General features: G+C 61.4%; 20 protein-coding genes. 17 read left to right on the top strand and 3 right to left on the bottom strand.

All coding sequences use genetic code 11. The annotated features are described in order from the left end of the window. The coding region (locus tag BSF44_RS27195) for a retention module-containing protein (protein WP_141250099.1) at window positions 1-1,652 on the bottom strand (1,652 nt) is incomplete at its 3' end. A gap of 356 nt (window positions 1,653-2,008) precedes the next feature. Between BSF44_RS27195 and BSF44_RS27190 the strand changes: the two genes are divergently transcribed. The 15 genes from BSF44_RS27190 to BSF44_RS27120 all read left to right on the top strand — a co-directional run bounded on the left by BSF44_RS27190 (window position 2,009) and on the right by BSF44_RS27120 (window position 21,160). After that, window positions 2,009-3,358 carry a TolC family outer membrane protein gene (locus tag BSF44_RS27190; RefSeq protein WP_095946109.1) on the top strand — a complete coding sequence of 450 codons (1,350 nt, stop codon included), beginning with the start codon at window positions 2,009-2,011 and terminating at the stop codon, window positions 3,356-3,358. Window positions 3,359-3,400: 42 nt separating this feature from the next. Continuing rightward, on the top strand, window positions 3,401-5,557 hold the full coding sequence (locus BSF44_RS27185) for a type I secretion system permease/ATPase (protein WP_095946108.1): 2,157 nt from the start codon (window positions 3,401-3,403) through the stop codon (window positions 5,555-5,557). Beyond that, window positions 5,547-6,911, top strand: coding sequence for an HlyD family type I secretion periplasmic adaptor subunit (locus tag BSF44_RS27180; protein ID WP_095946107.1), 1,365 nt, complete (start codon window positions 5,547-5,549; stop codon window positions 6,909-6,911). Before BSF44_RS27185 ends, BSF44_RS27180 begins: the two co-directional genes overlap by 11 nt. Before the next feature lie 380 nt (window positions 6,912-7,291). After that, window positions 7,292-8,179: a TauD/TfdA family dioxygenase gene (locus BSF44_RS27175; RefSeq protein WP_095946106.1), complete on the top strand. Its 888-nt coding sequence runs from the start codon at window positions 7,292-7,294 to the stop codon at window positions 8,177-8,179. Between the two features lie 18 nt (window positions 8,180-8,197). Beyond that, the gene (locus BSF44_RS27170; RefSeq protein ID WP_095946105.1) at window positions 8,198-9,223 is read left to right on the top strand and encodes an ABC transporter substrate-binding protein; all 1,026 of its coding nucleotides are present in this window, start codon (window positions 8,198-8,200) and stop codon (window positions 9,221-9,223) included. Between the two features lie 5 nt (window positions 9,224-9,228). After that, window positions 9,229-10,089: an ABC transporter ATP-binding protein gene (locus BSF44_RS27165; protein ID WP_095946104.1), complete on the top strand. Its 861-nt coding sequence runs from the start codon at window positions 9,229-9,231 to the stop codon at window positions 10,087-10,089. 21 nt (window positions 10,090-10,110) lie between these two features. Further along, window positions 10,111-10,977: an ABC transporter permease gene (locus BSF44_RS27160; RefSeq protein ID WP_095946103.1), complete on the top strand. Its 867-nt coding sequence runs from the start codon at window positions 10,111-10,113 to the stop codon at window positions 10,975-10,977. A 42-nt stretch (window positions 10,978-11,019) separates the two neighbouring features. Further along, a complete protein-coding gene (locus tag BSF44_RS27155; protein WP_095946102.1) occupies window positions 11,020-11,949 on the top strand; it encodes a LysR family transcriptional regulator in 930 nt (309 codons plus the stop codon). A gap of 225 nt (window positions 11,950-12,174) precedes the next feature. Next, window positions 12,175-13,707, top strand: a complete 1,533-nt coding sequence (locus BSF44_RS27150; RefSeq protein WP_095946101.1) for an MFS transporter — start codon at window positions 12,175-12,177, stop codon at window positions 13,705-13,707. A 27-nt stretch (window positions 13,708-13,734) separates the two neighbouring features. After that, window positions 13,735-14,805 (top strand): HlyD family secretion protein, encoded by a 1,071-nt coding sequence (locus tag BSF44_RS27145; protein ID WP_095946100.1) that lies wholly within the window; start codon window positions 13,735-13,737, stop codon window positions 14,803-14,805. Next, on the top strand, window positions 14,802-16,379 hold the full coding sequence (locus tag BSF44_RS27140) for an efflux transporter outer membrane subunit (RefSeq protein WP_095946099.1): 1,578 nt from the start codon (window positions 14,802-14,804) through the stop codon (window positions 16,377-16,379). Before BSF44_RS27145 ends, BSF44_RS27140 begins: the two co-directional genes overlap by 4 nt. Window positions 16,380-16,458: 79 nt before the next feature. Continuing rightward, window positions 16,459-17,238 carry an efflux RND transporter periplasmic adaptor subunit gene (locus BSF44_RS27135; RefSeq protein ID WP_095946098.1) on the top strand — a complete coding sequence of 260 codons (780 nt, stop codon included), beginning with the start codon at window positions 16,459-16,461 and terminating at the stop codon, window positions 17,236-17,238. Then, a complete protein-coding gene (locus BSF44_RS27130) occupies window positions 17,235-18,554 on the top strand; it encodes an efflux RND transporter periplasmic adaptor subunit (RefSeq protein WP_095946097.1) in 1,320 nt (439 codons plus the stop codon). The genes BSF44_RS27135 and BSF44_RS27130 overlap by 4 nt, the downstream gene beginning before the upstream one ends. Beyond that, window positions 18,555-20,651 (top strand): efflux RND transporter periplasmic adaptor subunit, encoded by a 2,097-nt coding sequence (locus BSF44_RS27125; RefSeq protein ID WP_095946096.1) that lies wholly within the window; start codon window positions 18,555-18,557, stop codon window positions 20,649-20,651. 11 nt (window positions 20,652-20,662) lie between these two features. Next, window positions 20,663-21,160 carry a GNAT family N-acetyltransferase gene (locus BSF44_RS27120; RefSeq protein ID WP_095946095.1) on the top strand — a complete coding sequence of 166 codons (498 nt, stop codon included), beginning with the start codon at window positions 20,663-20,665 and terminating at the stop codon, window positions 21,158-21,160. Window positions 21,161-21,183: 23 nt separating this feature from the next. On the opposite strand, the gene BSF44_RS27115 is transcribed toward BSF44_RS27120, so the two are convergent. Both BSF44_RS27115 and BSF44_RS27110 read right to left on the bottom strand, forming a co-directional pair. Beyond that, window positions 21,184-21,495, bottom strand: a complete 312-nt coding sequence (locus BSF44_RS27115) for a hypothetical protein (RefSeq protein ID WP_095946094.1) — start codon at window positions 21,493-21,495, stop codon at window positions 21,184-21,186. A gap of 54 nt (window positions 21,496-21,549) precedes the next feature. Continuing rightward, window positions 21,550-22,137 carry a phage tail protein gene (locus tag BSF44_RS27110; protein ID WP_095946093.1) on the bottom strand — a complete coding sequence of 196 codons (588 nt, stop codon included), beginning with the start codon at window positions 22,135-22,137 and terminating at the stop codon, window positions 21,550-21,552. A 316-nt stretch (window positions 22,138-22,453) separates the two neighbouring features. Between BSF44_RS27110 and BSF44_RS27105 the strand changes: the two genes are divergently transcribed. Further along, window positions 22,454-23,290: a sulfotransferase gene (locus tag BSF44_RS27105; protein ID WP_095946092.1), complete on the top strand. Its 837-nt coding sequence runs from the start codon at window positions 22,454-22,456 to the stop codon at window positions 23,288-23,290. 56 nt (window positions 23,291-23,346) lie between these two features. After that, the coding region (locus tag BSF44_RS31195; RefSeq protein ID WP_141250098.1) for a hypothetical protein at window positions 23,347-23,583 on the top strand (237 nt) is incomplete at its 3' end.

Below are 23,583 nucleotides of genomic sequence, written 5' to 3'. Positions count from 1 at the left end.
CCGGTGGTACCGGTGATGGTGGTGCTGACGGTGCTGCCGTTGACATAAACGTCATTGGCCGCCGTCGGCACGTTGACGCTGCCGCTGGTCTGGCCCGCCTCGATGGTGATGACCGAGCCATTGCTCAAGGTCACGGTCATCGGCGTGCCGGCCGGGTTGCTCAGGGTCGCGGTGTAGGTGATCTGGCCGCCTTCGCTGATGTTGCCGGTGGCGGTCAGGGTCAGGCCGGTGGTGTCCACGGAGTCGGTGATGGTGGTCACGGCCGGGGTGGTGTTCGGCACCAGGCTTTCGAAGTTGCCGCCGGTGGTAGCGGTGATGGTGGTGCTGACGGTGCTGCCGTTGACATAAACGTCGTTGGCCGGGGTTTCGACCACGACGTTGCCAGTGGTCTGGCCCGCCTCGATGGTGATGACCGAGCCATTGCTCAAGGTCACGGTCATCGGCGTGCCGGCCGGGTTGCTCAGGGTGGCGGTGTAGATGATCTGGCCGCCTTCGCTGATGTTGCCGGTGGCGGTCAGGGTCAGCCCGGTATTGTCCACGGAATCGGTGATGGTGGTCACGGCCGGGGTGGTGTTCGGCACCAGGTTTTCGAAGTTGCCGCCGGTGGTACCGGTGATGGTGGTGCTGACGGTGCTGCCGTTGACATAAACGTCATTGGCCGCCGTCGGCACGTTGACGCTGCCGCTGGTCTGGCCGGTGGCAATGGTAATGGTCGAACCGTTGGACAGGGTGACGGTCACCGGTGTCTGCGCCGGGTTGCTCAGGATCGCGGTATAGGTAATCTGGCCACCTTCGGTGACGGTATTGCCGGCCGTCAGAGTGACCGTGGTGGTGTCGACGGTATCGGTGATCTGGGTCACGGCAGGGGTTGTCGGCGGTGTCACTGTGATGCCGGTGCCGCCGCTGGTGCTGGTGACAGTTACTTCGATCTGGGTCGCGTCGTTATAGACAGTGTCGTTCGCCGCCAATGGCACATTGACGGTGCCGGTGGTCGAGCCAGCGGGAATCACGATCACGGCGCCGTTGGACAAGGTGACAGTCAGGTCGCTCAGCGGTGCCTGGGTGAGTGTCGCGGTGTAGACCAGCACGCCACCGGCCTCGGTGATGGTCGGCGTGGCACTGAGGCTGAGGACTGAATCACTCGGGGTAATGGCGTTGGCATTGGTGGTCTGGCTACCCGGGATTTCCAGGGTGGTTTGCGCAGCCGAGTTGATACCCTCAGTCGGGAAGCCAATGGTCGGGTCGACGCGGCCAGCCGTAGCGTCGAGCACCACGAAACTGTGACCACCACCGGCGGCACCGCCAGAACCCGACGCCGTCGGACCTGCAGCGGTGGCTTCAAGGTCTTTGGTCGGGTCGGCACCGGCGACAATGGCTTGCTGCAACTCTTCAACGGACGGAGCGGCCTGCGCGGTGGCTGCTGCCAGGTCGGTGCCGGAGTCGGGGGCGTCAGCGCTCCACTGGGTGTCACGGCCCAGATCCAGAGTGCGGCCATCGGCCAGTTCCAGGGACACGGCACCGGAAAGGCCGGTGTCGATCTGGTCACCGGCGAACAATTTGTCTCCTTCAACGAGAACGCGGCGGTTGCCCTCTGGGGACACCACGAAAACCTGACCGACAATGCTTTTGACGATGGCAACAACACTGCTCATTGAAGACTCTCCGGGGTGTCACGTTCAGTTGGCTTCCATGGACCTGATGGCGTTTGCGCCGACCAGTCTGGACGTACATTGCAAAATAGATGCACAAGTTTGACGCATCAAATCGTCAATAATTTGGCTATATTTTTTCGCTATTAACTTTATGCCAAACTATTGACCTTCTGAGTCCCATCCTAAACAATCGTCCCAGTAATGTCACATTGATATTTGAGCTGTGACCTGTCCTCGGTATGTGATCCAGTTCCGTTTTTGAACTTTCCGACATACGGTCATTCCGCTTGCCATCTTCCGACGCAGCGCGTTCTTTTGCTGTGATTCAAGACAAGAAGTCCTGGGAAATTCCTACAATGCGTTCGCCTTTGTTCATGGCTGTACCTTTCGCCCTCGCCGCGTCCTTCGTCCAGGCGCAGTCCTTACCAGAAGCCATGCAACAAGCGCTGGATGTCCATCCGGAAGTCCAGGCGGGCGTCAACAGCCGGTTGGCTGCGGACTATCAGTTGAAGGCTGCGAAGGGTGGGTACTTGCCACGGGTCGACCTGCTGGGCGGTTATGGTCGTGAAGGCACCGATAGCGTGACGACGCGAGACGACGGCAACAATCACTTCGAAACCCTGAATCGCAGTGAATCAAGTTTGCGACTGACCCAAATGGTTTTTGACGGTTTTGCGACGTCCAGCGAAGTCGGGCGTCAACAAGCCACCGTCAACTCCCGCGCCTACTCGCTGCTGAGTACCTCCGAGCGCACCGGGTTGACTGTAGCCCAGGTCTATCTCGACGTGCTGACCCGCCGCGAATTCGTGCGTCTGGCCGAGGAAAATCTCAAGAGCCACCAACGCATTTACGACCAGATTCAACTGCGCACCCAGCGCGGCGTCGGCAGTGGCGCCGACCTTGATCAGGCCGAGGCGCGGATGGCCCAGGCGCGCAACAACCTGATCACTGAACAGACCAACCTGGCTGACGCCGAAACCAACTTCCTCTCCGCCGTCGGCCAGATGCCGGATCAACTGGAGCGCCCGGCGAATTTCCTGGCGTTGATGCCGGCCAACCTGAATGAAGCCCGTGCGCAGATGCTGGAAAACAGCCCGATCCTGCGCTCGGCCGAATCCGATATCGCCGCTGCCGAGAAGCAGTACGACACGGCCAAGTCGACGTTCTACCCGCGCTTCGATGCTGAGTTGGGTCGCTCCGCGGACAACGATATTGATGGTCAGAACGGCCACAATAACGAATGGCAAGCCATGCTGCGCATGCGTTTCAACCTGTATTCCGGCGGCAGCAACAAGGCTGATCTGGAGTCCAAGTCCTACCTGTCGAACCAGGCGCTGGATATCCGCAACAACGCCCTGCGCCAATTGAATGAAGAGCTGGGCCTGGCCTGGAACGCCCTGAACAATGCCAATGCGCAGGTGCCGATCGCCCAGCAATACGTCGATCACAGCACCGCCGTGCGTATCGCTTACCAGCGTCAGTTCAGCCTTGGCGAGCGTACCCTGCTCGATTTGCTCGACAGTGAGAACGAACTGTTCACCTCTTCTCGTCGTCTGGCGGAGATCAAGAACATTCAGTTATTTACTCAGTACCGAATCAAGGCGACCATGGGCGAGTTGCTCAAGAGCCAGGGAGTGGTCGCACCATTGGCATCCGTTGTGCAGAACGACGTGAAGCCCAAGGTCCAATTGCCCGGTATGAATTGAGCAGGACCTTCGTTGTTCAATTGTTAGCCAAGAGTGCCGAGCGTGGAATCAGAAGTCAGTCGGGTTCAACTCATTCATGATCCGCGCGCGTTGCATGACGATCCGCTACTGGATGGTCTGCTCGCTCTTTGCATGCTGCATCAGAAACCTGCCAGCGCGGCAATGCTCACCACCGGCCTGCCGCTGCCCGAGCAGCGCCTGAGTGTCGACTTGCTGCCTCGCGCGGCCGCTCGCGCGGGGCTGCAAGGTCGGGTGCTGCAACGCAAGCTGGAGGATATTCCAGCGATTGCCATGCCGGCATTGTTGCTGCTCAAGGACGGTCGCAGTGCCGTCCTGCTCGGCTGGCAAGGCGAAGACCAGGTGCGGGTACTGCTCAGCGAAAGCGATGGCGGTGAGACCCTGGTCAGCCGTGAGCTGCTGGCCGACGACTACACCGGCAAGGTCTTTTTCGCCCAGCCGCAGCACAAATTCGACGTCAACCACGGCACGCTGATTCCGCGTGCGCGCTCGTGGTTCCGCGACACCCTCAAGCGTTCGCGCTGGTTGTACGCCGACGCCATCGCCGCCAGTTTTCTGATCAACATCATTGCCATGGCCGCGCCGTTGTTCGTGATGAACGTCTACGACCGCGTCGTGCCGAACCAGGCCGAGGCGACGCTCTGGGTGCTTGCCCTCGGCATCACCGGCGCCTACCTGTTCGACCTGATCCTGAAAAGCCTGCGTAGCCTGTGCCTGGATCTGGCCGGCAAGAAAACCGACCTGATCATCTCGGCCACACTGTTCGAACGCATCGTCGGCATGGCCATGAAGTACCGGCCGGCGCGGGTCGGCAGCTTTGCCCAGAACATCCATGAGTTCCAGAGCCTGCGGGACTTCCTCGCCTCGCTGACGCTGACCAGCCTGATCGACCTGCCGTTCACGATTCTGATTTTCATCGTCATCGCGATCCTTGGTGGGCATCTGGTGTGGATACCAGTGCTGGCATTCCCGATCGCCCTGGCTATTGGCTATGCCTTGCAGAAACCCCTGGTGGCGACCATGGAGCGGACCATGGCATTGGGGGCCGAGCGTCAGTCGAGCCTGATCGAAACCCTGGCCGGCCTCGATGCGGTGAAAGTCAACAACGCCGAAAGCGAACGCCAGTATCAGTGGGAACAGACCATCGGCACCCTCAGTCGCCTTGAGTTGCGAGTGAAAATGCTCTCCGGCCTGGCGATGAACATCACCTTGCTGATCCAGCAACTGGCCGGGGTGATCATGATCGTCTTCGGCGTGTACCAGATCATCGACGGTCACCTGAGCATGGGCGGCCTGATTGCCTGCTACATGCTCAGTGGCCGTGCGCTCAGCCCGCTGGCGTCACTGTCCGGGCTGCTGACTCGTTATCAGCAGGCGCGAGTGACCATGACCTCGGTCGACCAGATGATGGAGCTGCCCCAGGAGCGCAATTTCGAAGAACGTCCGCTCAGCCGCAAGGTGCTGCAGGGCGGTATTGAGTGCCGCCAGCTCAACTTCACCTACCCGCAACAGCAGAACCTGGCGCTGAAGAACATCAACCTGTCGATCAGTCCCGGGGAGAAGGTCGGCATCATTGGCCGAAGCGGCTCGGGCAAGAGCTCGCTGGCGAAATTGCTGGTGGGGTTGTACCAGCCGGATGACGGCACGCTGTTGGTCGACGGTGTGGATATCCGCCAGATCGACGTCAGCGAACTGCGATACAACATCGGCTACGTGCCCCAGGACATTCAGTTGCTCGCCGGCACCTTGCGCGACAACCTGGTTTCCGGGGCGCGGTATGTAGAGGACGAACTGGTGCTGCAAGCCGCGGAACTGGCCGGCGTCCACGAGTATGCGCGCCTGCATCCGCAGGGTTATGAGCTGCAAGTCGGCGAACGCGGGCAGAACCTCTCCGGTGGTCAACGGCAAAACGTCGCCCTGGCCCGTGCATTGCTGCTCAACCCGCCGATCCTGCTGCTCGACGAGCCGACCAGTGCCATGGATAACACCGGCGAAGAGCGCCTCAAGCAGCGCCTGGCAGCGGTGATCGAAAACAAGACCATGGTGCTGGTAACGCACCGGGCATCGCTATTGTCGCTGGTGGACCGATTGATCGTGATCGACCGCGGGCAGATTCTCGCCGACGGCCCGAAAGCCGCGGTGATGGAAGCGTTGAAGAAGGGGCAGATCAGTGTTGCTTAAGTCGGGTAAGGGTTCGATCCTTCGCTACTTCAAAGGCTCTGCTTCGCTTCAGGGGCAGCCGCTGCCAGAGGTCAACAAGGCGCTGATCGAGGATGCGCCACGGGTGGTGCGGCTGACGATCTGGGCGATCATCGCGTTCTTTGTGTTTCTGATGCTCTGGGCCAACTTCGCGGTGATCGACGAAGTGACCAAGGGCGACGGCAAGGCGATTCCGTCGTCGAAGATCCAGAAAATCCAGAACCTTGAAGGCGGTATCGTTGCCGAGCTGTTCGTCAAGGAAGGCCAGATCGTCGAAGCCGGCGCACCGCTGATTCGCCTGGACGACACGCGATTTGCTTCGAACGTCGGTGAAACCGAGGCCGATCGCTTGTCGATGCTGCTGCGGGTCGAACGCCTGAGCGCTGAGGTCGAAGATCGCCCGCTGAACTTCCCCGAGGATGTGCTCAAGGCCGTACCGGGTCAGGCCAAGAGCGAAGAGTCGCTCTATATAAGCCGTCGCCAACAGTTGCACGATGAGATTGGCGGCTTGCAGGAGCAACTGATCCAGCGCCAGCAAGAGCTGCGCGAATTCACGTCCAAGCAGGCGCAGTATCGCCAGCAATTGGGCTTCCAGCGTCAGGAAATCAGCATGTCCGAGCCGTTGGTGGCCCAGGGCGCGGTATCGCCGGTGGAAGTCCTGCGCCTCAGGCGTGCCGAAGCCGAGACCCGTGGTCAGCTCGACGCCACCACCCTGGCCATTCCACGTGCCGAATCGGCAATCAAGGAAGTGCAGCGCAAGGTCGATGAAACCCGCGGCAAGTTCCGTAGCGAAGCCCTGACCCAACTCAACGAAGCACGCACCGACCTGAACAAGGCCCAGGCCACCGGCAAGGCCCTGGAAGACCGGGTCAGCCGGACGCTGGTCACTTCGCCAGTGCGGGGTATCGTCAACAAGTTGCTGGTCAATACCATCGGCGGGGTTATCCAGCCGGGCAGCGACATGGTGGAAATCGTGCCGCTGGACGACACCTTGCTGGTCGAGGCGAAGATCCGCCCGCAAGACATCGCGTTCCTGCATCCGGGGCAGGAAGCGACGGTGAAATTCACCGCCTATGACTACACCATCTACGGCGGGTTGAAGGCCAAGCTGGAGCAGATCGGCGCCGACACCATCACCGACGAAGACAAAAAAACCACTTACTACATCATCAAGCTGCGCACCGACCGCAGTCACTTGGGCACCGATGAAAAACCGTTGCTGATCATTCCGGGGATGGTGGCTTCGGTGGACATTATCACTGGCAAGAAGACCGTACTGAGCTATCTGCTCAAGCCGATCATCCGGGCGCGGGCCGAGGCGCTGCACGAGCGGTAATCCACCTTCGGGGCTACTGGCCTCATCGTCGGAACGCCGCCCGGAGCGAGCTTCCACATTGGATTTTTTGCTGGAGCACAATTTTGTGCCTGCGGAGAACCCCTGTGGGAGCGAGCCTGCTCGCGATGGCGTCCGCCGGAACACCAAACCCTGTCAGAAAGTGACAAATAATGTCACTTGGCCACCCACTCAGTCCCTCATCAATGGCCATATCGTTATTCATTAACGGTATTTAAATTTCAATTCTTATATCTATAAAGTCATTCTCCTGCGTACCTGCCGACCAATCGGCGCGCCGCACGACACGAACCAACACGGGATCTCCGTGAGTTTCTGATCGACGCGCGCGCCTTTGAGCGTGCCGTGCGTGGGAGTGATTTATGTCTGCAGCTTCAGCTTCGCCAAGCATCGCGCCACAATTCTTTGAAATCCGCCCGTTCAGCACAGCGGTGGGCGCCGAGATCATCGGTCTCGATCTGTCCCGTCCGATCAATGATGACGATTTTTCCCGCATTCACCGCGCGCACCTGGATCATCACGTGGTGGTGTTCCGCGACCAGCGCATCACCCCTGAGCAACAGATCGACTTCAGTCGTCGTTTTGGCGTGTTGCAGATCCATGTGCTCAAGCAGTTCCTGCTGGCAGGGCATCCGGAAATCCTGATCGTTTCCAATATCGTCGAAAATGGCCAGAACATCGGCCTGGGCGATGCAGGGAAGTTCTGGCACTCCGATCTTTCCTATAAAGAGCTGCCGAGCCTGGGCTCGATGCTGCATGCCCAAGAGCTGCCGTCAGAAGGCGGCGACACCTTGTTCGCCGACCTGCACAAAGCCTGGGACAGCCTGCCGCTCGCGTTGCGCAAAGCGGTGGAAGGCCGCTCGGCGGCGCACTCCTACACGGCGCGTTACAGCGAGACCAAATTCGAAGGCAACTGGCGCCCGACCCTGACGCCTGAGCAGCTTGCCCAGGTTGCCGAAGTTGTTCACCCGGTCGTGCGTACCCACCCGGAAAACGGCCGCAAGGCGTTGTTCGTCAGCGAAGGGTTCACCACCCGCATCGTTGGCCTGCCGGAAGACGAGAGCCAGCAACTACTGACCGAGCTGTATGCCCACAGTGTGTTGCCGCAAAACATCTACCGCCATCAATGGCAGCCCCATGACCTGGTGTTCTGGGACAACCGTTCGCTGATCCACCTCGCCGCCGGATGCCCCAGCCATCTGCGCCGCAAGCTGTATCGCACCACCATCCAGGGCGACGCGCCTTTCTGATCTGTCGGAGATTTGATCATGTCCAAACGTCTTCCATTCGCACCGCTGGCCGCAGCCATCGGCCTGGGTTTCAGCCTGATCGCCGGCAGTCTGGTGGCGCCGACCGTGGCTCACGCCGAAGGTGAAATCCGCATCGCCGAACAGTTCGGCATCGTTTATTTGCTGCTCAATGTGGTGCGCGATCAGAACCTGATCGAAAAGTACGGCAAGCAGGAAGGGATCGACATCAAGGTCGACTGGACCCAGCTCTCCGGCGGCGCGGCGGTCAACGATGCGTTGCTGTCGGGCTCGATCGACATTGCTGGCGCCGGTGTCGGCCCGCTGCTGACCATCTGGGATCGCACCCGCGGCAAGCAGAACGTCAAGGCCGTGGCTTCCCTGGGTAACTTTCCGTACTACCTGGTGAGCAATAACCCCAAGGTCAAAACCATCGCCGACTTCACCGAGAAGGACCGCATCGCGGTGCCGGCGGTGGGCGTGTCGGTGCAGTCGCGCTTCCTCCAATACGCGGCGGCCAGACAGTGGGGTGACAAGGACTTCAATCGCCTCGACAAGTACACCATTGCCGTCCCGCATCCTGATGCCACGGCTGCACTGGTGGCCGGCGGCACCGAGCTGAGCGGGCACTTTTCCAACCCGCCGTTCCAGGATCAGGAACTGGCCAATCCCAACGTGCACGTGGTGCTGAACACCTTTGACCTGCTCGGTCCGAACTCGCCGACGGTGCTGTTCGCCACCGAGAAATTCCGCAATGAGAACCCGAAAACCTACAAGGCATTCATTGAGGCGCTGACCGAAGCGGCGCAATTCGCACAGAACGACAAGGGCGCGGCAGCCGACACCTACATCCGTGTTACCAAGGCCAAAATCGACCGCGCCGCGTTGCTGAAAATCATCGACAACCCGCAATTCGAATTCAGCGTCACGCCGAAAAACACTTTCCCTCTGGCGGAGTTCCTCTACCGCGTCGGAGCGATCAAAAACAAACCGGATTCATGGAAGGACTACTTCTTCCAGGACGCCAAACCGCTGCAGGGGAGCTGACCGACATGAACGCCCCTTTGCAAGGCCACACGGTCAGCAAACCGATCGCGGCGGCCCAGGCGCTGCTGTCGGTCGATAACGTCAGTCTCGAATACCGCACGCCGCAGCGGGTGGTGCGGGCGACCCATCAAGTCAGTTTCGAAATCGACCCGGCGGACCGCTTTGTCCTGCTCGGGCCGTCCGGCTGTGGCAAGTCGACGTTGCTCAAGGCCGCCGCCGGCTTCATCCAGCCAGTGGAAGGCGAGATCCGTCTGCAGGGCCGGCGCGTCGATGCGCCGGGGCCGGACCGGATCGTGGTGTTTCAGGAGTTCGATCAACTGCCGCCGTGGAAAACCGTGAAGCAGAATGTGATGTTTCCGCTTCTGGCCTCGAAAACCCTCAAGCGCAGGGAGGCCGAAGAGCGGGCACTGCACTATCTGGACAAGGTCGGCCTGGTGGCGTTTGCCGATGCTTATCCGCACACCTTGTCCGGTGGCATGAAGGCACGGGTCGCCATCGCTCGGGCGCTGGCGATGCAGCCGAAAATCCTGTTGATGGACGAACCCTTTGCCGCGCTCGATGCCCTGACCCGACGCAAGATGCAGGAGGAACTGTTGCTGCTCTGGGAAGAGGTTCGCTTCACGCTGCTGTTCGTCACGCACTCCATCGAAGAGGCGCTGGTGGTGGGCAATCGCATTCTGTTGCTGTCGCCCCATCCGGGCCGGGTGAGGGCGCAAGTCCACAGCCATCAATACGATTTGCACAGCCTCGGCGGTGTGGCGTTTCAGGAATCGGCGCGACGCATTCACCGGCTGTTGTTCGACGAAGGTCAATCACCGCAAACCGAGCATGAACTGGACTTCGCCGACATCCGCATCGCTTATTGAGCCAGTAGAGAGGAGGGCCCGATGAGCCATTTATCATCCCCGCGTGAAGAGTTCGAAACGGTTTTGCAGCCGCTGACCAGTGTGCCGCTGGAGCGGGGATTACCCCTCGGCCAACGACTGTGGCAGCAAGGTTGGCTGCGCAAAACCCTGATTCTGATTTTGCTCGCAGTGCTGTGGGAAGCCGTTGCCCGCTATCAGAACAACGACCTGCTGCTGCCGAGCTTTGTGCAAACCGCACATGCGCTCTATGACGGTCTGCTCAGTGGTGAATTGCTGGGCAAGGTATGGATTTCTTTGGTGGTGTTGCTCAAGGGTTACCTGATTGGCATCGTCCTGGCGTTTGCCCTGACCACACTGGCAGTGTCGACGCAGTTCGGTCGTGATCTGCTCAGCACCCTGACTTCGATGTTCAACCCCTTGCCGGCCATCGCCCTGCTGCCGTTGGCGCTGCTGTGGTTTGGACTGGGCCAGAACAGTCTGATTTTCGTGCTGGTGCATTCGGTGCTCTGGGCACTGGCACTGAACACCTACGCCGGCTTCCTCGGCGTCTCGGAAACCCTGCGCATGGCCGGGCGCAACTATGGCCTCAAGGGCATGCGCTTTGTGCTGTTCATCCTGATCCCGGCAGCACTGCCGTCGATCCTCGCGGGGCTGAAAATCGGCTGGGCGTTTGCCTGGCGGACGTTGATTGCGGCTGAGCTGGTGTTTGGTGCGACCAGCGGGAAGGGCGGGCTGGGGTGGTACATTTTTCAGAATCGCAATGAGCTGTACACCGACAAGGTGTTTGCCGGGTTGGCGGTGGTGATTTTGATTGGGTTGCTGGTGGAGAATCTGGTGTTTGATTCGTTGGAGCGGGTGACGGTGAAAAGGTGGGGGATGCTGCGGTAGCATTGCGCTTGAATCAATCTTGATCAGATATGAGTGCATGCGATGCAATTCCCCGACATGAACCTGTTGGTCGCCCTCGACGCCTTGCTCGATGAGGGCAGTGTGGTGGGCGCCGCGCGGCGGATGAACCTGAGTCCGGCGGCCATGAGCCGGACGTTGACGCGCATCCGCGAAGCCATTGGCGATCCGATCCTGGTGCGCGCCGGCCGTGGCCTGGTGCCGACCCCCAAGGCGCTGGAATTGCGCGAACAGGTGCGCAGTGTGGTGGAGCAGGCCGGGCTGCTGTTTCGTTCGGCCGATGCGGTGGAACTGAGTTCGCTGCGACGGCGGTTCAGTATTCGGGCCAACGACTTCTTTGTCGGCGTCTACGGCGGCAAGCTGTTCGACACCCTTGATCGTCAGGCGCCGCACTGCGAATTGCGTTTCGTCCCGGAAGGCGATGGTGATGATGAGGCGTTGCGCGAAGGGCGGATCGATCTGAGCATCAGTAACACCCGGCCGCTGACGCCGGAAGTGAAAGTCCAGAACCTGTTTTCCACACACTTTGTCGGCCTGGTGCGTGAGGATCACCCGCTGCTGGACGATGAAATCACGGCGGAGCGTTACGCAGGGTTCTCGCATATCAGCATGTCCCGGCGTGGCATTGCCCGGGGGCCGATCGATACCGCGCTCAATGCCTTGGGGTTGGAGCGGCGGGTGGCGGTGATCGCGCCGAGCTTTCATGCGGCGATGTTCGCCTTGCCCGATTCCGACCTGATTCTGCCGGTGCCCAAGGAAGCCTTGCTGAGTGTGCGACGGCTCGGACTGAAGCTGCGCTCGTTCGACCTGCCGATCCCGTTGCCGACGTTGATGTTGACCCAGGCCTGGCATCCGCGTTTCGACAAGGATCCGGCCCACCGCTGGCTGCGTGAAACGCTCAAGACGTGTTGCGATGAGACGTGGCTGGCTGCACAACCTGAAAGTCACCGCTGAACTCCTGTGGGAGCGAGCCTGCTCGCGATGGTCGCCAACGATAACGCTGGTTGGCAGGTTCCCCGCGGCGTTCTCGGGTTTATCGCGAGCAGGCTCGCTCCTACAAGGGGCAGGGGTTTTGTATTGTTGTGTCTAGCGCACTTATAACCTGCCAATAAGTTGATTTTCGTCAGGCATCACACTTCCTAGAATGCTTCGGTCTTTCCACGCCGGAGCTTGCAGTACATGACTTCCCTCACGGCCCCGGCGCCTGTCGCCGCGACCGGCCCGACAGCTTCACCACAGGTTTTCGGCCCGCGGATCATCATCGGTCTGGTGGGCGTATTGCTCGCGGTGCTGGTGTCGGGCCTGAACGAGATGGTGACCAAAGTCGCCCTGGCCGACATCCGTGGTGCGTTGGCCATCGGCTACGACGAAGGCACCTGGCTGGTGGCCTGTTACACCGCGACGTCGGTGGCGGCCATGGCGTTCGCGCCGTGGTGTGCGGTGACGTTCTCGTTGCGGCGTTTCACCTTGTGGGCCATCAGCCTGTTCACCCTGCTGGGTGTGCTGTGCCCCTTCGCCCCGAATTACGAAAGCCTGTTGTTGCTGCGCACCTTGCAAGGCCTCGCGGGCGGTGCATTGCCACCCATGCTGATGACCGTGGCCCTGCGGTTTTTGCCGGCCAATGTGAAGTTATATGGCCTGGCCGGTTATGCCCTGACGGCGACGTTCGGCCCGGGCCTGGGCACGCCGTTGGCCGGGTTGTGGACCGAGTACGTCGGCTGGCAATGGGCCTTCTGGCAAGTCATCGCGCCGTGCCTGATTGCCATGGCCGCAGTGGCGTATGGCTTACCCCGGGACCCCCTGCGCCTGGAGCGCTTCAAGTCCTTCAACTGGCGCGGCGTGCTGCTGGGTTTTCCCGCCATCTGCATGCTGGTGATCGGCATTCTGCAGGGCAATCGTCTGGATTGGTTCGAGTCCAGCCTGATCTGTGGATTACTCGGTGGCGGGCTGTTGCTGCTGGTGCTGTTTTTGGTCGGCGAGTGGTCGCAGCCGATGCCGTTTTTCAAGATGCAGATGCTCGGCATCCGTAACCTGTCTTTCGCCTTGCTGACCTTGGCGGGCGTGCTGGTGGTGTTGCAGGCGGTGATCATCATTCCGTCCAGCTACCTGGCGCAGGTCCAGGGGTATCGTCCGTTGCAGACCGCACCGATCATGCTGCTGGCGGCGCTGCCGCAATTGATTGCGCTGCCATTGGTGGCGGCGCTGTGCAACTTTCGCTGGGTCGATTGCCGCTGGGTGTTGGGCATCGGCCTGAGCATGCTGGCGCTGTCGTGCGTCGGCGGTTCGCAACTGACGTCCGCGTGGATTCGTGACGACTTCTATGTGCTGCAATGGCTGCAGATTTTCGGTCAGCCCATGGCGGTGCTGCCGCTGCTGATGCTGTCCACCGGCAGCATCAACCCGATGGAGGGGCCGTTTGCATCGGCCTGGTTCAACACCGTCAAAGGCCTGTCGGCGGTCATCGCCACCGGGGTGATCGAGGCGTTGACCACGGCACGCCTGCATTTTCACTCGACCATGCTGGTCGATCGCCTCGGCAACTCACCGCTGGCCGAATACGACAGCGCAAGCCTCGCTCATCGTCTGCATGAGCAAGCGGTGGTGCTCACGTCCTCTGATCTTTACCTGTGCATGGCCGGTATCGCTGTGACCCTGATCCTGCTGATTTTCTGGCTGCCGACGCGGATCTTTCCGCCGCGCGCACCGACCTGAATGCTCCACTGATACCAGAAGGTTTTTATGAACACTCAAGCAAAGCAGAAAGTCGCGGTGGCCGTGGTCGCTGCGCTGGCCGTCGGCGTGCTGCTGTACCTGACGATGCCCGGCCTTTTCGGCAAGCGCACCCAACAGAGCACCAACGATGCTTATGTCTCGGCGGATTTCACTCTGGTCGTGCCGCGCGTTGCCGGGTTCATCAAGCAAGTGCTGGTGGAGGACAACCAACAGGTCAAGGCCGGGCAGTTGCTGGCGCTGATCGATGACCGGGATCTACGCGCCGCCGCCGAGGCCGCCGATGCCGAAACGCTGGTGGCCAGGGCGCAACTGCAAAACGCCCGGGCGACCCTCGAGCGCCAGGCGTCGGTGATTGCCCAGGCGCAATCCTCGGTGGTTTCGGCAAAGGCGGAAGTGGCCTTTGCCGAGCATGAATTGAACCGCTACAACCACCTCGCCGGGGTGGGCGCCGGTACGGTGCAAAACGCACAACAGGCGCAAACGCGCATCGACCAGGCCTCCGCGCGGCTGACCAATGCCACGGCGGTGCTGGCGGCGGAACGCAAGCAAGTGGAAATCCTCACGGCCCAGCGCGATGCAGCCGAAGGTGGCCTGAAACGGGCGCAAGCGAAGCTGGAAATGGCCAGCTACGAGTTGTCCTATACCAGGATCGTCGCGCCCCAGGACGGCATGGTCGGCGAACGCGCGGTGCGGGTCGGCGCCTATGTCACCCCGGGCAGCAAAATCCTCGCGGTGGTGCCGCTGGCGCAGGCTTACGTGATGGCCAATTTCCAGGAGACCCAACTGACGGATGTACAGCCAGGGCAGGCTGTACAGGTGCGCGTCGACAGCCTGCGCGGCGCGGCACTCAACGGTCGTGTCGAAAGCATTGCGCCGGCCACCGGGGTGACGTTCGCCGCGGTCAAACCGGACAACGCCACCGGCAACTTCACCAAGGTGGTGCAGCGGATACCGGTGAAGATTGTGCTGGAGCCGGGACAATTGTTGGCCGAGCGCTTGCGGGTAGGGATGTCGGTGGAGGCGAGTATTGAAACCGGCAGCAATGTGTCGTCTGTGGGTGAGGTGACTCAGCGATGAAGGACTGTGTTGGCTGGTCAGGCGCCTTCGCGAGCAGGCTCGCTCCCACAAGGGATCTGCGCAGTGCTGACAGTTCTGGATCCTTCGCAAGTTCATTGTGGGAGCGAGCCTGCTCGCGAAGAGGCCTGTGGCAGCCACTCACCTTCAGTGCCTTGCTCGTCATGAGTCTCAGCGGCTGCACCGTCGGCCCGGACTTCCAGAAGCCTGAGGTACAGCCAATTGCCGAATGGTCGAAACCATCAAGGGCAGCCACCAGCCAGGCTATCGCCGAAACGATGACCGAGCGCTGGTGGGAGGTGTTCCACGACCCCAAACTTTCAGCCCTGAGCCAACGCGCCCTGACCGACAACCTCGACCTGAAGCTGGCCAGTAGCCGCTTGCAGCAAAGTCGTGCGGTGCGCCAGGTCACCACTGCCGACCGCTACCCCAACACGTCCGCCGGCGGCCGTTACGGACGCAACCGCAACAGTGGTGAAGGCTTGAGCGACCCGTCAGGACACAACGGCCAATCCGCCTTCAGTCTGTGGGATGTCGGCTTTTCCGCCTCCTGGGAGCTGGATTTCTGGGGCCGTGTGCGGCGGGAAACCGAAGCGGCCGACGCCAACCTGGAAGTCGCCGAGAACGACCGACGCGGTGTGCTGCTGTCGGTGTTGGCCGAAACCGCCCAGGACTACATTCAGCTGCGCGGCGTGCAGAACACCCGACTCGTCACCGAACAGAACCTCGACGTTGCCCGCCATAACCTGAAGCTCTCGCAGTTGCGTCTGGCCGACGGCGTCGCGACGGACCTGGATGTCGCCGAAGCCGCCGCACAAGTGGCGGCCATCGAATCGCGCCTGCCCGCACTGGAACAGCGCCAGTGGCAATTGATCAATGCCTTGAGTCTGTTGATGGGCGAACCGCCCCAGGCATTGGCGGCGCAGTTATCCACAGACGCACCGGTGCCACAAACGCCGCGTCAGGTCGCCATCGGCTTGCCCTCGCAACTGGCTGAACGCCGGCCGGACATTCGCCAGGCCGAAGCGCGATTGCATGCAGCGACGGCCAGCATTGGTGTAGCAAAGGGCGATTTCTATCCGCGAATTACCCTGTCGGGGAACATCGGTTCCCAGGCCATGCAACTGAGCGATTTCGGCTCCTGGGGTTCGCGTTCGTTCGGGATCGGTCCGCAGTTCAGCTTGCCATTGTTCGACGCAGGCCGCTTGCGTGGCGTACTCGAGTTACGCGAAGCACAACAACAGGAGGCCGCTATCGCCTATCAGCAAACCGTGCTGCGCGCCTGGCATGAAATCGACGACCAGTTGACCGCCTACAACGCTAGCCAGCTGCGCCGCGACAGCCTGGCCGAAGCCGTGCGCCAGAACCGCATTGCGCTGGACACCGCGCAACAGCAGTACGTCGAGGGCGTGGTGGATTTCGTCACCGTACTCACCGTGCAAGGCGCGTTGCTGGCGACGCAGGAGCAGTGGGTCGAAAGCTCGACCGGCGTGTCGCTGGCGGCCGTCGGGTTGTACAAGGCGTTGGGTGGGGGTTGGGAGTCAGTGTACCCATTGGCCGAGACGGCGCAGCGTTAATACGCAGGCAATGATGGCCATCTGCTTGACGCTAGTCACCGCTGTCGTAGACTCCGTTGATCCGGAAGGGAGTACGGTCATGCGGATTTTCTGTGTGTTGGGGTTGGGATGTGTACTCGTCGCGAGCGTTGTCCAGGCGCAAACGCCTGGGGCAGACGATCCGCTTGCGCAAATGGATGCAGGCGCCAGTGCTGCGACCAGCACCGAGGCTCGCGGTGTATTGCGGGCCCGGGATCAGGCCGTACTGGCCAGTGAGGTGCCCGGGCGGATTGTCGAGTTGCCGTTCAGCGAGGGGGAATCGTTCAAGAAGGGCGATACCCTGGCGCGGTTCGATTGCTCGGCCTATCAGGCGCAGCTCAATGCCGCGCAAGCGGCCAGCCGTGGCGCGGGTGAAGAGCTGGCGCACAACCGGCAACTGGCCGCGCTGCATTCTGTCGGGCGTTTCGAAGTGGCACGTGCCGAGGCCAAGGTCAGCGAAACCCAGGCGCAGTCTCAGGTGTATCAAGTGCAGGTCAAGCGTTGCAGCGTGCTGGCACCGTTCGATGGCCAGGTCGTCGAGCGCAAGGTACAGCGCTATGAAAGCGTACCTGCCGGCGCACCCTTGCTGGACGTGGTCGATAACCGCACCCTGGAAATCCATCTGCTGGTGCCCTCGCGCTGGATGGCGCGACTCAAGCCCGGCCAGACCTTCAGTTTTGTCCCCGATGAAACCGGCAAGCCGCTGGATGTGACAGTCAAACGCCTGGGCGCGCGAATCGATGAAGGCAGCCAGACCTTGCTGCTGGTGGCCAGCGTGCCCGATGCTAGCGGGCTGCTGGCGGGCATGAGCGGCACGGCGCATTTCGCGGAGTTCAAGTGAACGCGCCGGTGAGCGGCGGCGCCGAGCAGGTATTCGCACGCTTTCTCGACCTTGAGCGCCAGACCCGCGCAGCCCAAACACCCGCCCAATTAGCCTACAGCCTGGTCAATGATGGCCAGGCACTGTTTGGCTTTCGCCATGCGGCACTGTTGATCGCGGGGAAGGTGCAGGCCGTGACGGGTGTCAGCGCGGTGGAGCCGAATTCACCCTTTGTAGCGTTCGTCGAGCAGGCGGTGGTGCAGCTGTTCAAGCGCGAACAATTGCAGCAGGCGCGGGTCATTGCCGCCGATGTCCTTAGCGAGTCGTTGCAGGCTGAATGGCAAAGCCTGTCGGCTGCGCAGGTGTTCTGGTTGCCGCTGATCGATCGCCAGGGCGAGGTGTTCGGCGGGTTGTGGCTGGCCAGGGACGTTAGGTGGAACCCTGCCGAACAAGTGCTGCTGGCGCAACTGGGCGATACCTACGGCCACGCCTGGCAGGCATTGCAGCCACGCAAGCCATGGCGTCTGCGCTGGACCCGCAAACGCCAGGCGTTGCTGGTCGCGTTGCTGTTGCTCGGGCTGTTGATCCCGGTGCGCCAGTCCGTACTGGCACCGGCCGAAGTGGTGCCGCTGGGCGGTCGGGTCGTGGCGGCGCCGCTGGACGGTGTGATTGCCGAGTTCCTGGTCAAACCCAACCAGACGGTGATGGCCGGCGAGTTGCTGCTGCGCTTCGAAAGCACCACGCTCAAGGCTCAGGCCGATGTCGCCGATCGCGCCCTCGGAGTTGCCGAGGCGGAGCTCAAGGCCAACTCCCAGCGTTCGTTCGCCGATGCCGAGTCCAGTTCGAAACTGGATTTGCTGGCCGCCCGGGTTGAACAGAAGCGCGCCGAGCGAGATTACGCCCGTGAACTGCTCAAACGCAGCGAAGTGCGCGCCGAGCGCGATGGCATTGCGGTATTTGCCGATGCCGAACGCTGGACTGGCAAACCGGTGCAGACCGGAGAGCGACTGATGGAAATCGCCGATCCGACCCAGGCGCAATTGCGTATCGAGCTGGCCGTGGGGGACGCGATTTCCCTGGAGCCCGGCGCTGAAGTCGCCCTGTTCCTCGACAGTGACCCGCTGCAACGGCATCTGGCCAGACTCGAACGTTCAGCTTATGAAGCGCAACCCACGGCGGGCGGGCAATTGGCCTATCGGCTGGATGCGAATTTCGACACGGCCCCCCCGCGCATCGGCTTGCGCGGCACGGCAAAAATTTATGGTGACCGGGCGCCGCTGGCGTTGTACCTGCTGCGTCGACCGTTGGCCGGTTTGCGTCAGAGCGTGGGCTTGTAAGTGAGCCTGCCCGGTCTGCGTGCCGATCTGCAATTGTCCCCGGCAGCGCCGGCACTGGACGGTGCGCCCTGCTGGACGCTGGCCGACCCGGTGCGGGGGCGTTACTTCAAGCTCGGTACGACGGCGATGCGTTTGTTGCGCCACTGGTCGCTGGGGGAGCCCGAGCAGGTCCTGCAAGCGGCCAATCGCGAGCCGGGACTGGCGCTGGATGCTGCGGATCTGGAGCAGTTGCTGGTTTTTTTGCGCAGTCACGACCTGATTACCGCCCTCGATCCCCAGCAGCGTGCCAGTTACAGCATTAAGGCGGATGCCCAGCGCCGCAGCCTGTGGCAAGTGTTGCTGCATCAGTACCTGTTTTTTCGTATTCCGCTGTGGCGCCCCGAGCGTTTTCTCAACCGTGCCTGGCCCTGGGTGGAACGCTTCGGTCCGCGAGCGCTGCGCTACGGATTACCCGCTGTGCTGGGGTTGGGGGTGTTTCTGGTGTCGCGGGACTGGCAGCGATTTATCGCGACGTTTCCGCATTTGTTCAGCCTTGGCGGTGCATTGGCGTTTGCCGTGGCCCTGTTCTTCGCCAAGCTCTGCCACGAGTTCGGTCATGCGTTCATGGCCAAGCGCGCCGGGTGCCGGGTACAGAGCATGGGCGTGGCGTTCATGGTGCTGCTACCGATGTTCTATACCGATGTCAGCGATGCCTGGCGGGTCAATGATCGCAAGGCCCGGTTGCTGATTGGCGCTGGTGGCGTGCTGGCGGAGTTGCTGTTGGCGTGCATGGCCTTGCTGGCGTGGTCGTTGCTGCCCGACGGTCCCGCCCGAACCGCAGCGTTCATGCTTGCCAGTGCCACGTGGATCACCACACTGGTGGTCAATCTCAACCCGTTCATGCGTTTTGACGGTTATTTTTTGCTCAGCGATTTCTGGCAGGTCGATAACCTGCAAGGTCGGGCATTTGCCTTGTGCCGCTGGCGCCTGCGCGAGTTTTTGTTCGGCTACGGCGAAGCGGCGCCGGAGCCTTGGTCGCCGATAATGCAACGCCGTTTGCTGATCTGGGGGTATGGCTCGTGGTTATGGCGCGCGGCATTGTTTTTCGGGATCGCTCTGGCGGTCTATCACCTGTTCTTCAAGGTGTTGGGGATTTTCCTGATGCTGGTGGAACTGGTCTGGTTCATCTTTCTGCCCATCATGAGTGAATGGCGCCAGTGGTGGGGTCGCCGCGAACAGGCGCATGGACCGCGGGTATTGCTCAGCAGCCTGGTACTGCTCGGGCTGTTGTCGGTGCTCATCCTGCCGTGGCGCAGCGCCGTCGAGGTGCCGGCCATGCTGGAAGCGGGCCGGGTCAGCACCCTGCATGCGCCGGTGGCGGCACGAATCAAAGCCGTGAAGGTGCATGACGGGCAGACGGTGGTGCAGGGTGATGTCCTGATCGAGCTGGAGTCCCCGGATCTCGATTCGCGCCAGGCCATTGCGCGCCGGGAAATCGAGATCCAGCAGTTGCAAATGCGTCGCCAGGCCAGTCGCAGCGAAACGGCTTCCGATGCTGCAATCGTCGAGCAGCGGCTGGCCGAAGCGGTCGCCGAATACCGCGGGCTGGCGGCTCAGCGCGAGCGCTTGCTATTGCGTGCCCCCCATGCCGGCACCGTGCGTGATCTGCTGCCGCAATGGACGGTGGGGCGCTGGCTGTCGACCCGGGAGCCGCTGGCCAGGGTGGTCGAGGACGGCGTGCGCTTGCGCGGCTATCTGGCCGAGGCAGAGCTCTGGCGCGTGGCACCGGGCGCCACCGGACGGTTTATCGCCGATGATCCGATGCATCCGGCAATTGCGGTGCAACTGAGCGAAATCGACACCAACGGTGTGGCGTTTGTCGATCAGGAGGCACTGACCTCCGATCACCACGGACCGATTGCCGTGCGTCGCGATCAGCATCAACGAGCCGAGCCAGTACAGGCGCAGTACGGCGCGCGGTTGAGCACCCTCGAACCGGCGCCAACGCCGGTGCAGCCGTTGCGTGGCGTGGTAGTTTTGCAGGGCCGCGGCGAGTCGTTATTGGGGGTCGCCTGGCGACGCATGGCGGCGCTGGGGGTCAGGGAAAGCGGTTTTTAAGGAGAGCGACGATGGCGAACAGCAGTACTGTGGCAGCCGAAGGTTTGGTGGTACGGCCTTCGCTAGCCAGTGATGGTCCTTTCTTGCAGCGCCTGTATCAATCGGCCCGACCGGACCTGCAATGGATCGACGACAGCGTGGAAGTGGTCGAGCAGATTGTGGCCCAGCAGTTCCAGGTGCAGGAGCAAGGACTGGGGGAAAACTTCCCCAATGCCATGCATTACGTGGTTGAGAAGCTCGGCACTGCGATCGGCGCATTGAGCACTGATTTCGGGCCGAACGAGATCCGCGTGCTGTATCTGGCCTTCATCCCTGCGGCGCGGGGGCAGGGATACGGGCGGGCGGTATTGCAGGGGGTGCAGAAAGCCGCCCAACAGATTCGTTGCCCGGTGGCGACGGTGGTCTGGGCCAGCAATCCCCATGCGCTTGCGCATTACCTGGCCCTGGGCTTTGCAGTGCAGGAGTACAACGTCGCGGCACAACGGCTGGTGTGGTATCCGCAAGGCTGAAGGCACTGCGAGCCAGAAAAGAGTCAGTTGAAGGCGATGTAGAAGTAGCCTCGCCGCGGATCACGTCCCATCGAAGGCACCCGGGAAACGAAAATGTTTTCCACTTCACCCAGTTCCGGCAATTGCAGCATGCATAGACCGTCCACAAAATCGGTCGGGACCAGGCTGTTGAGCTCGACACTGAATGGCATGCGCTCACTGTTGCGCATGCGGGCGCGGGGTGAGTCTTCAAGGTGTTCGATCTGCATCGGCAATTCACTGCCGTCGGGCAGGCGGAGGGCGACGGTCTGGCCCAGCAGGGCCTGGAAATGATGGCTTTGAACCGCTTGCAACATGATCAGGCTCCAGAAAATTGAACAATGCCGGGGCGCGCGGTCCCCGGCGAATCTTCAGCCGCGAGATGGAAAATACCCTTGCAGGGCGATGCTGAAGTTGATGACCAGGAACGGGTTCATCACGCTCATGGGCTGGGCTCCGCCCGTGGAGGCAATCTCTCCGGTGACGGTGGTGCTCACGCCCTTGAGCGCCACCGCCGATGCTCCTTGCTGATCGGAGTAGATATTCGCCGTCCCCGGTCCGCCGCTCGAAGCGCCGATGAACGAGTTGGTTGCCGTTGGCACGTTCACCGGATTGCTCGCCGGGCTGGCCAGCTGCAGGGTGGTGGTGGCGGTAAGTCCGGACAACAGGTGGGTGTGGTTGGGCATGTTGCCGATGGTTGCGGTGACGTTTTCGGTACCGGAAATCTCGCCAATGGTGCGCGTGCTGAGATTGCTGCCCGTGCCTTGGGCCATCGGTAATCGACCTTGCAGGTTGGGTAGCATGAAGGTGGTCTGGCCGTCGCCGCCGTAGTTCACGCCAATCAGCGAGAACAACGCACTCCATTGCGAAATGCTCAAGGTCTGGCCATTGCAAAGGGCCCAGTTCTGGGGGGCGAAATCAAAGGCGAAAGGCTGGATAGTGCCGATAAATACTTCCATGAATCCTCATCCTTCAGGTTGGTGGTTGGCGCGCCACGCGGCTGCCAGACACCTGGGGTGTCGACTCCTGTTCCTTTACGTGGCTTGGTCACGCCACGCCACAGCGTAGACGTAGATTTTGGGAGTTGTGGCGAGGCGGTATTTATCCGATGGACGCGCTCCCCAAGGCTGTTGTCGTTAACGTCCTTCACTGGTTGCGCAAAGCTCGGTACCAAGTCGGTTTAGCTTCAAATTGATATCAAAACACCACTAGTCGAGGTTTCATCGATCGACTACGCTTTGTCCTACAAAGGACTATCAAAAACGGTGAAGGGACTTGCACCATTTTCATTTCATTTCCGGTTTGCCACGCTCGGGCTCGACCCTGCTTTCTGCAATCCTGTTGCAGAACCCGCGTTTCCATGCCGGAATGACCAGCCCGGTGGGTTCCCTGTTTTCCGGTGTTCTGGAGCAGTGCAGCGCTGGCAGCGAGTTCGGCGCGGTGATCGACACCGACATGCGCCGCCGCCTCTTGCACGGCCTGTTTGATTCCTTCTACGCCGACAAAGCCGACAAATCGGTGGTGTTCGACACCAACCGCCTTTGGAGCGCCCGGCTGCCGGCCATCAACGATCTGTTTCCCAAGGCCAAGGTGATTGCCTGTGTGCGCAACGTCGCCTGGATCATGGACAGCATCGAGCGGCTTTACCGCGCCAATCCCTATGAAAACACCAAGCTCTTCGGCGATGCCGTCGAGCGCAACACTGTCTACAGCCGTTGCGAAACCCTGGCCCAGCGCAATCGCCTGGTGGGTTTTGCGTGGGCGGCGCTCAAGGAAGCCTATTACGGCGAACATGCCGACTCCTTGCTGATCATCGACTATGACTTGCTGACCCAGGCTCCGGAGCGAGTGCTGCGGCTGGTCTACGACTTTATTGACGAGCCCTGGTTCGAGCACGACTTCGAACACCTGGCGTACGACGCCCCGGAATTCGATCAAGCCCTCGGGGTGACCGGCCTGCACAAGGTCAGACCCAAAATTGCGGTACAGGCCCGGCGCACCATCCTGCCGCCGGATCTGTTCAAGCAATACTCAGACTTGTCCTTTTGGCTCGATGGCTCTGCCAGCGCCGCCAATGTCATTCGTATGAAGTCCGACGCCGCGAACATTTGATCGCGGCGTTTTTCATTGATGCCTTACGTATATTCGTTCGAATTCGGGTGAGCAGCATGTGGTGGACCATTTTTGACGGAGCAAAGGCAAAGTCACGGGCAACCGAAGGCCAACGGACGCCAGCGGCGCCCATGATCATGTCCCTTGAACCGCGCATGCTGTTCGACGGCGCCGTCGCCGCCACGGTGGCCGATACCGCGGCCCAGGCCGATAGTCATTCCACAACCGATGCCGCCAAGGCACCGACCGCCGATCACCCGACGGCCAGCAAGGACACCCACGGCCAGGCCGAT

Source organism: Pseudomonas sp. ACN8 (assembly GCF_002303925.1).
In the GTDB taxonomy this organism is placed as follows: domain Bacteria; phylum Pseudomonadota; class Gammaproteobacteria; order Pseudomonadales; family Pseudomonadaceae; genus Aquipseudomonas.
This window is presented reverse-complemented; position numbering and strand designations above follow the sequence as displayed.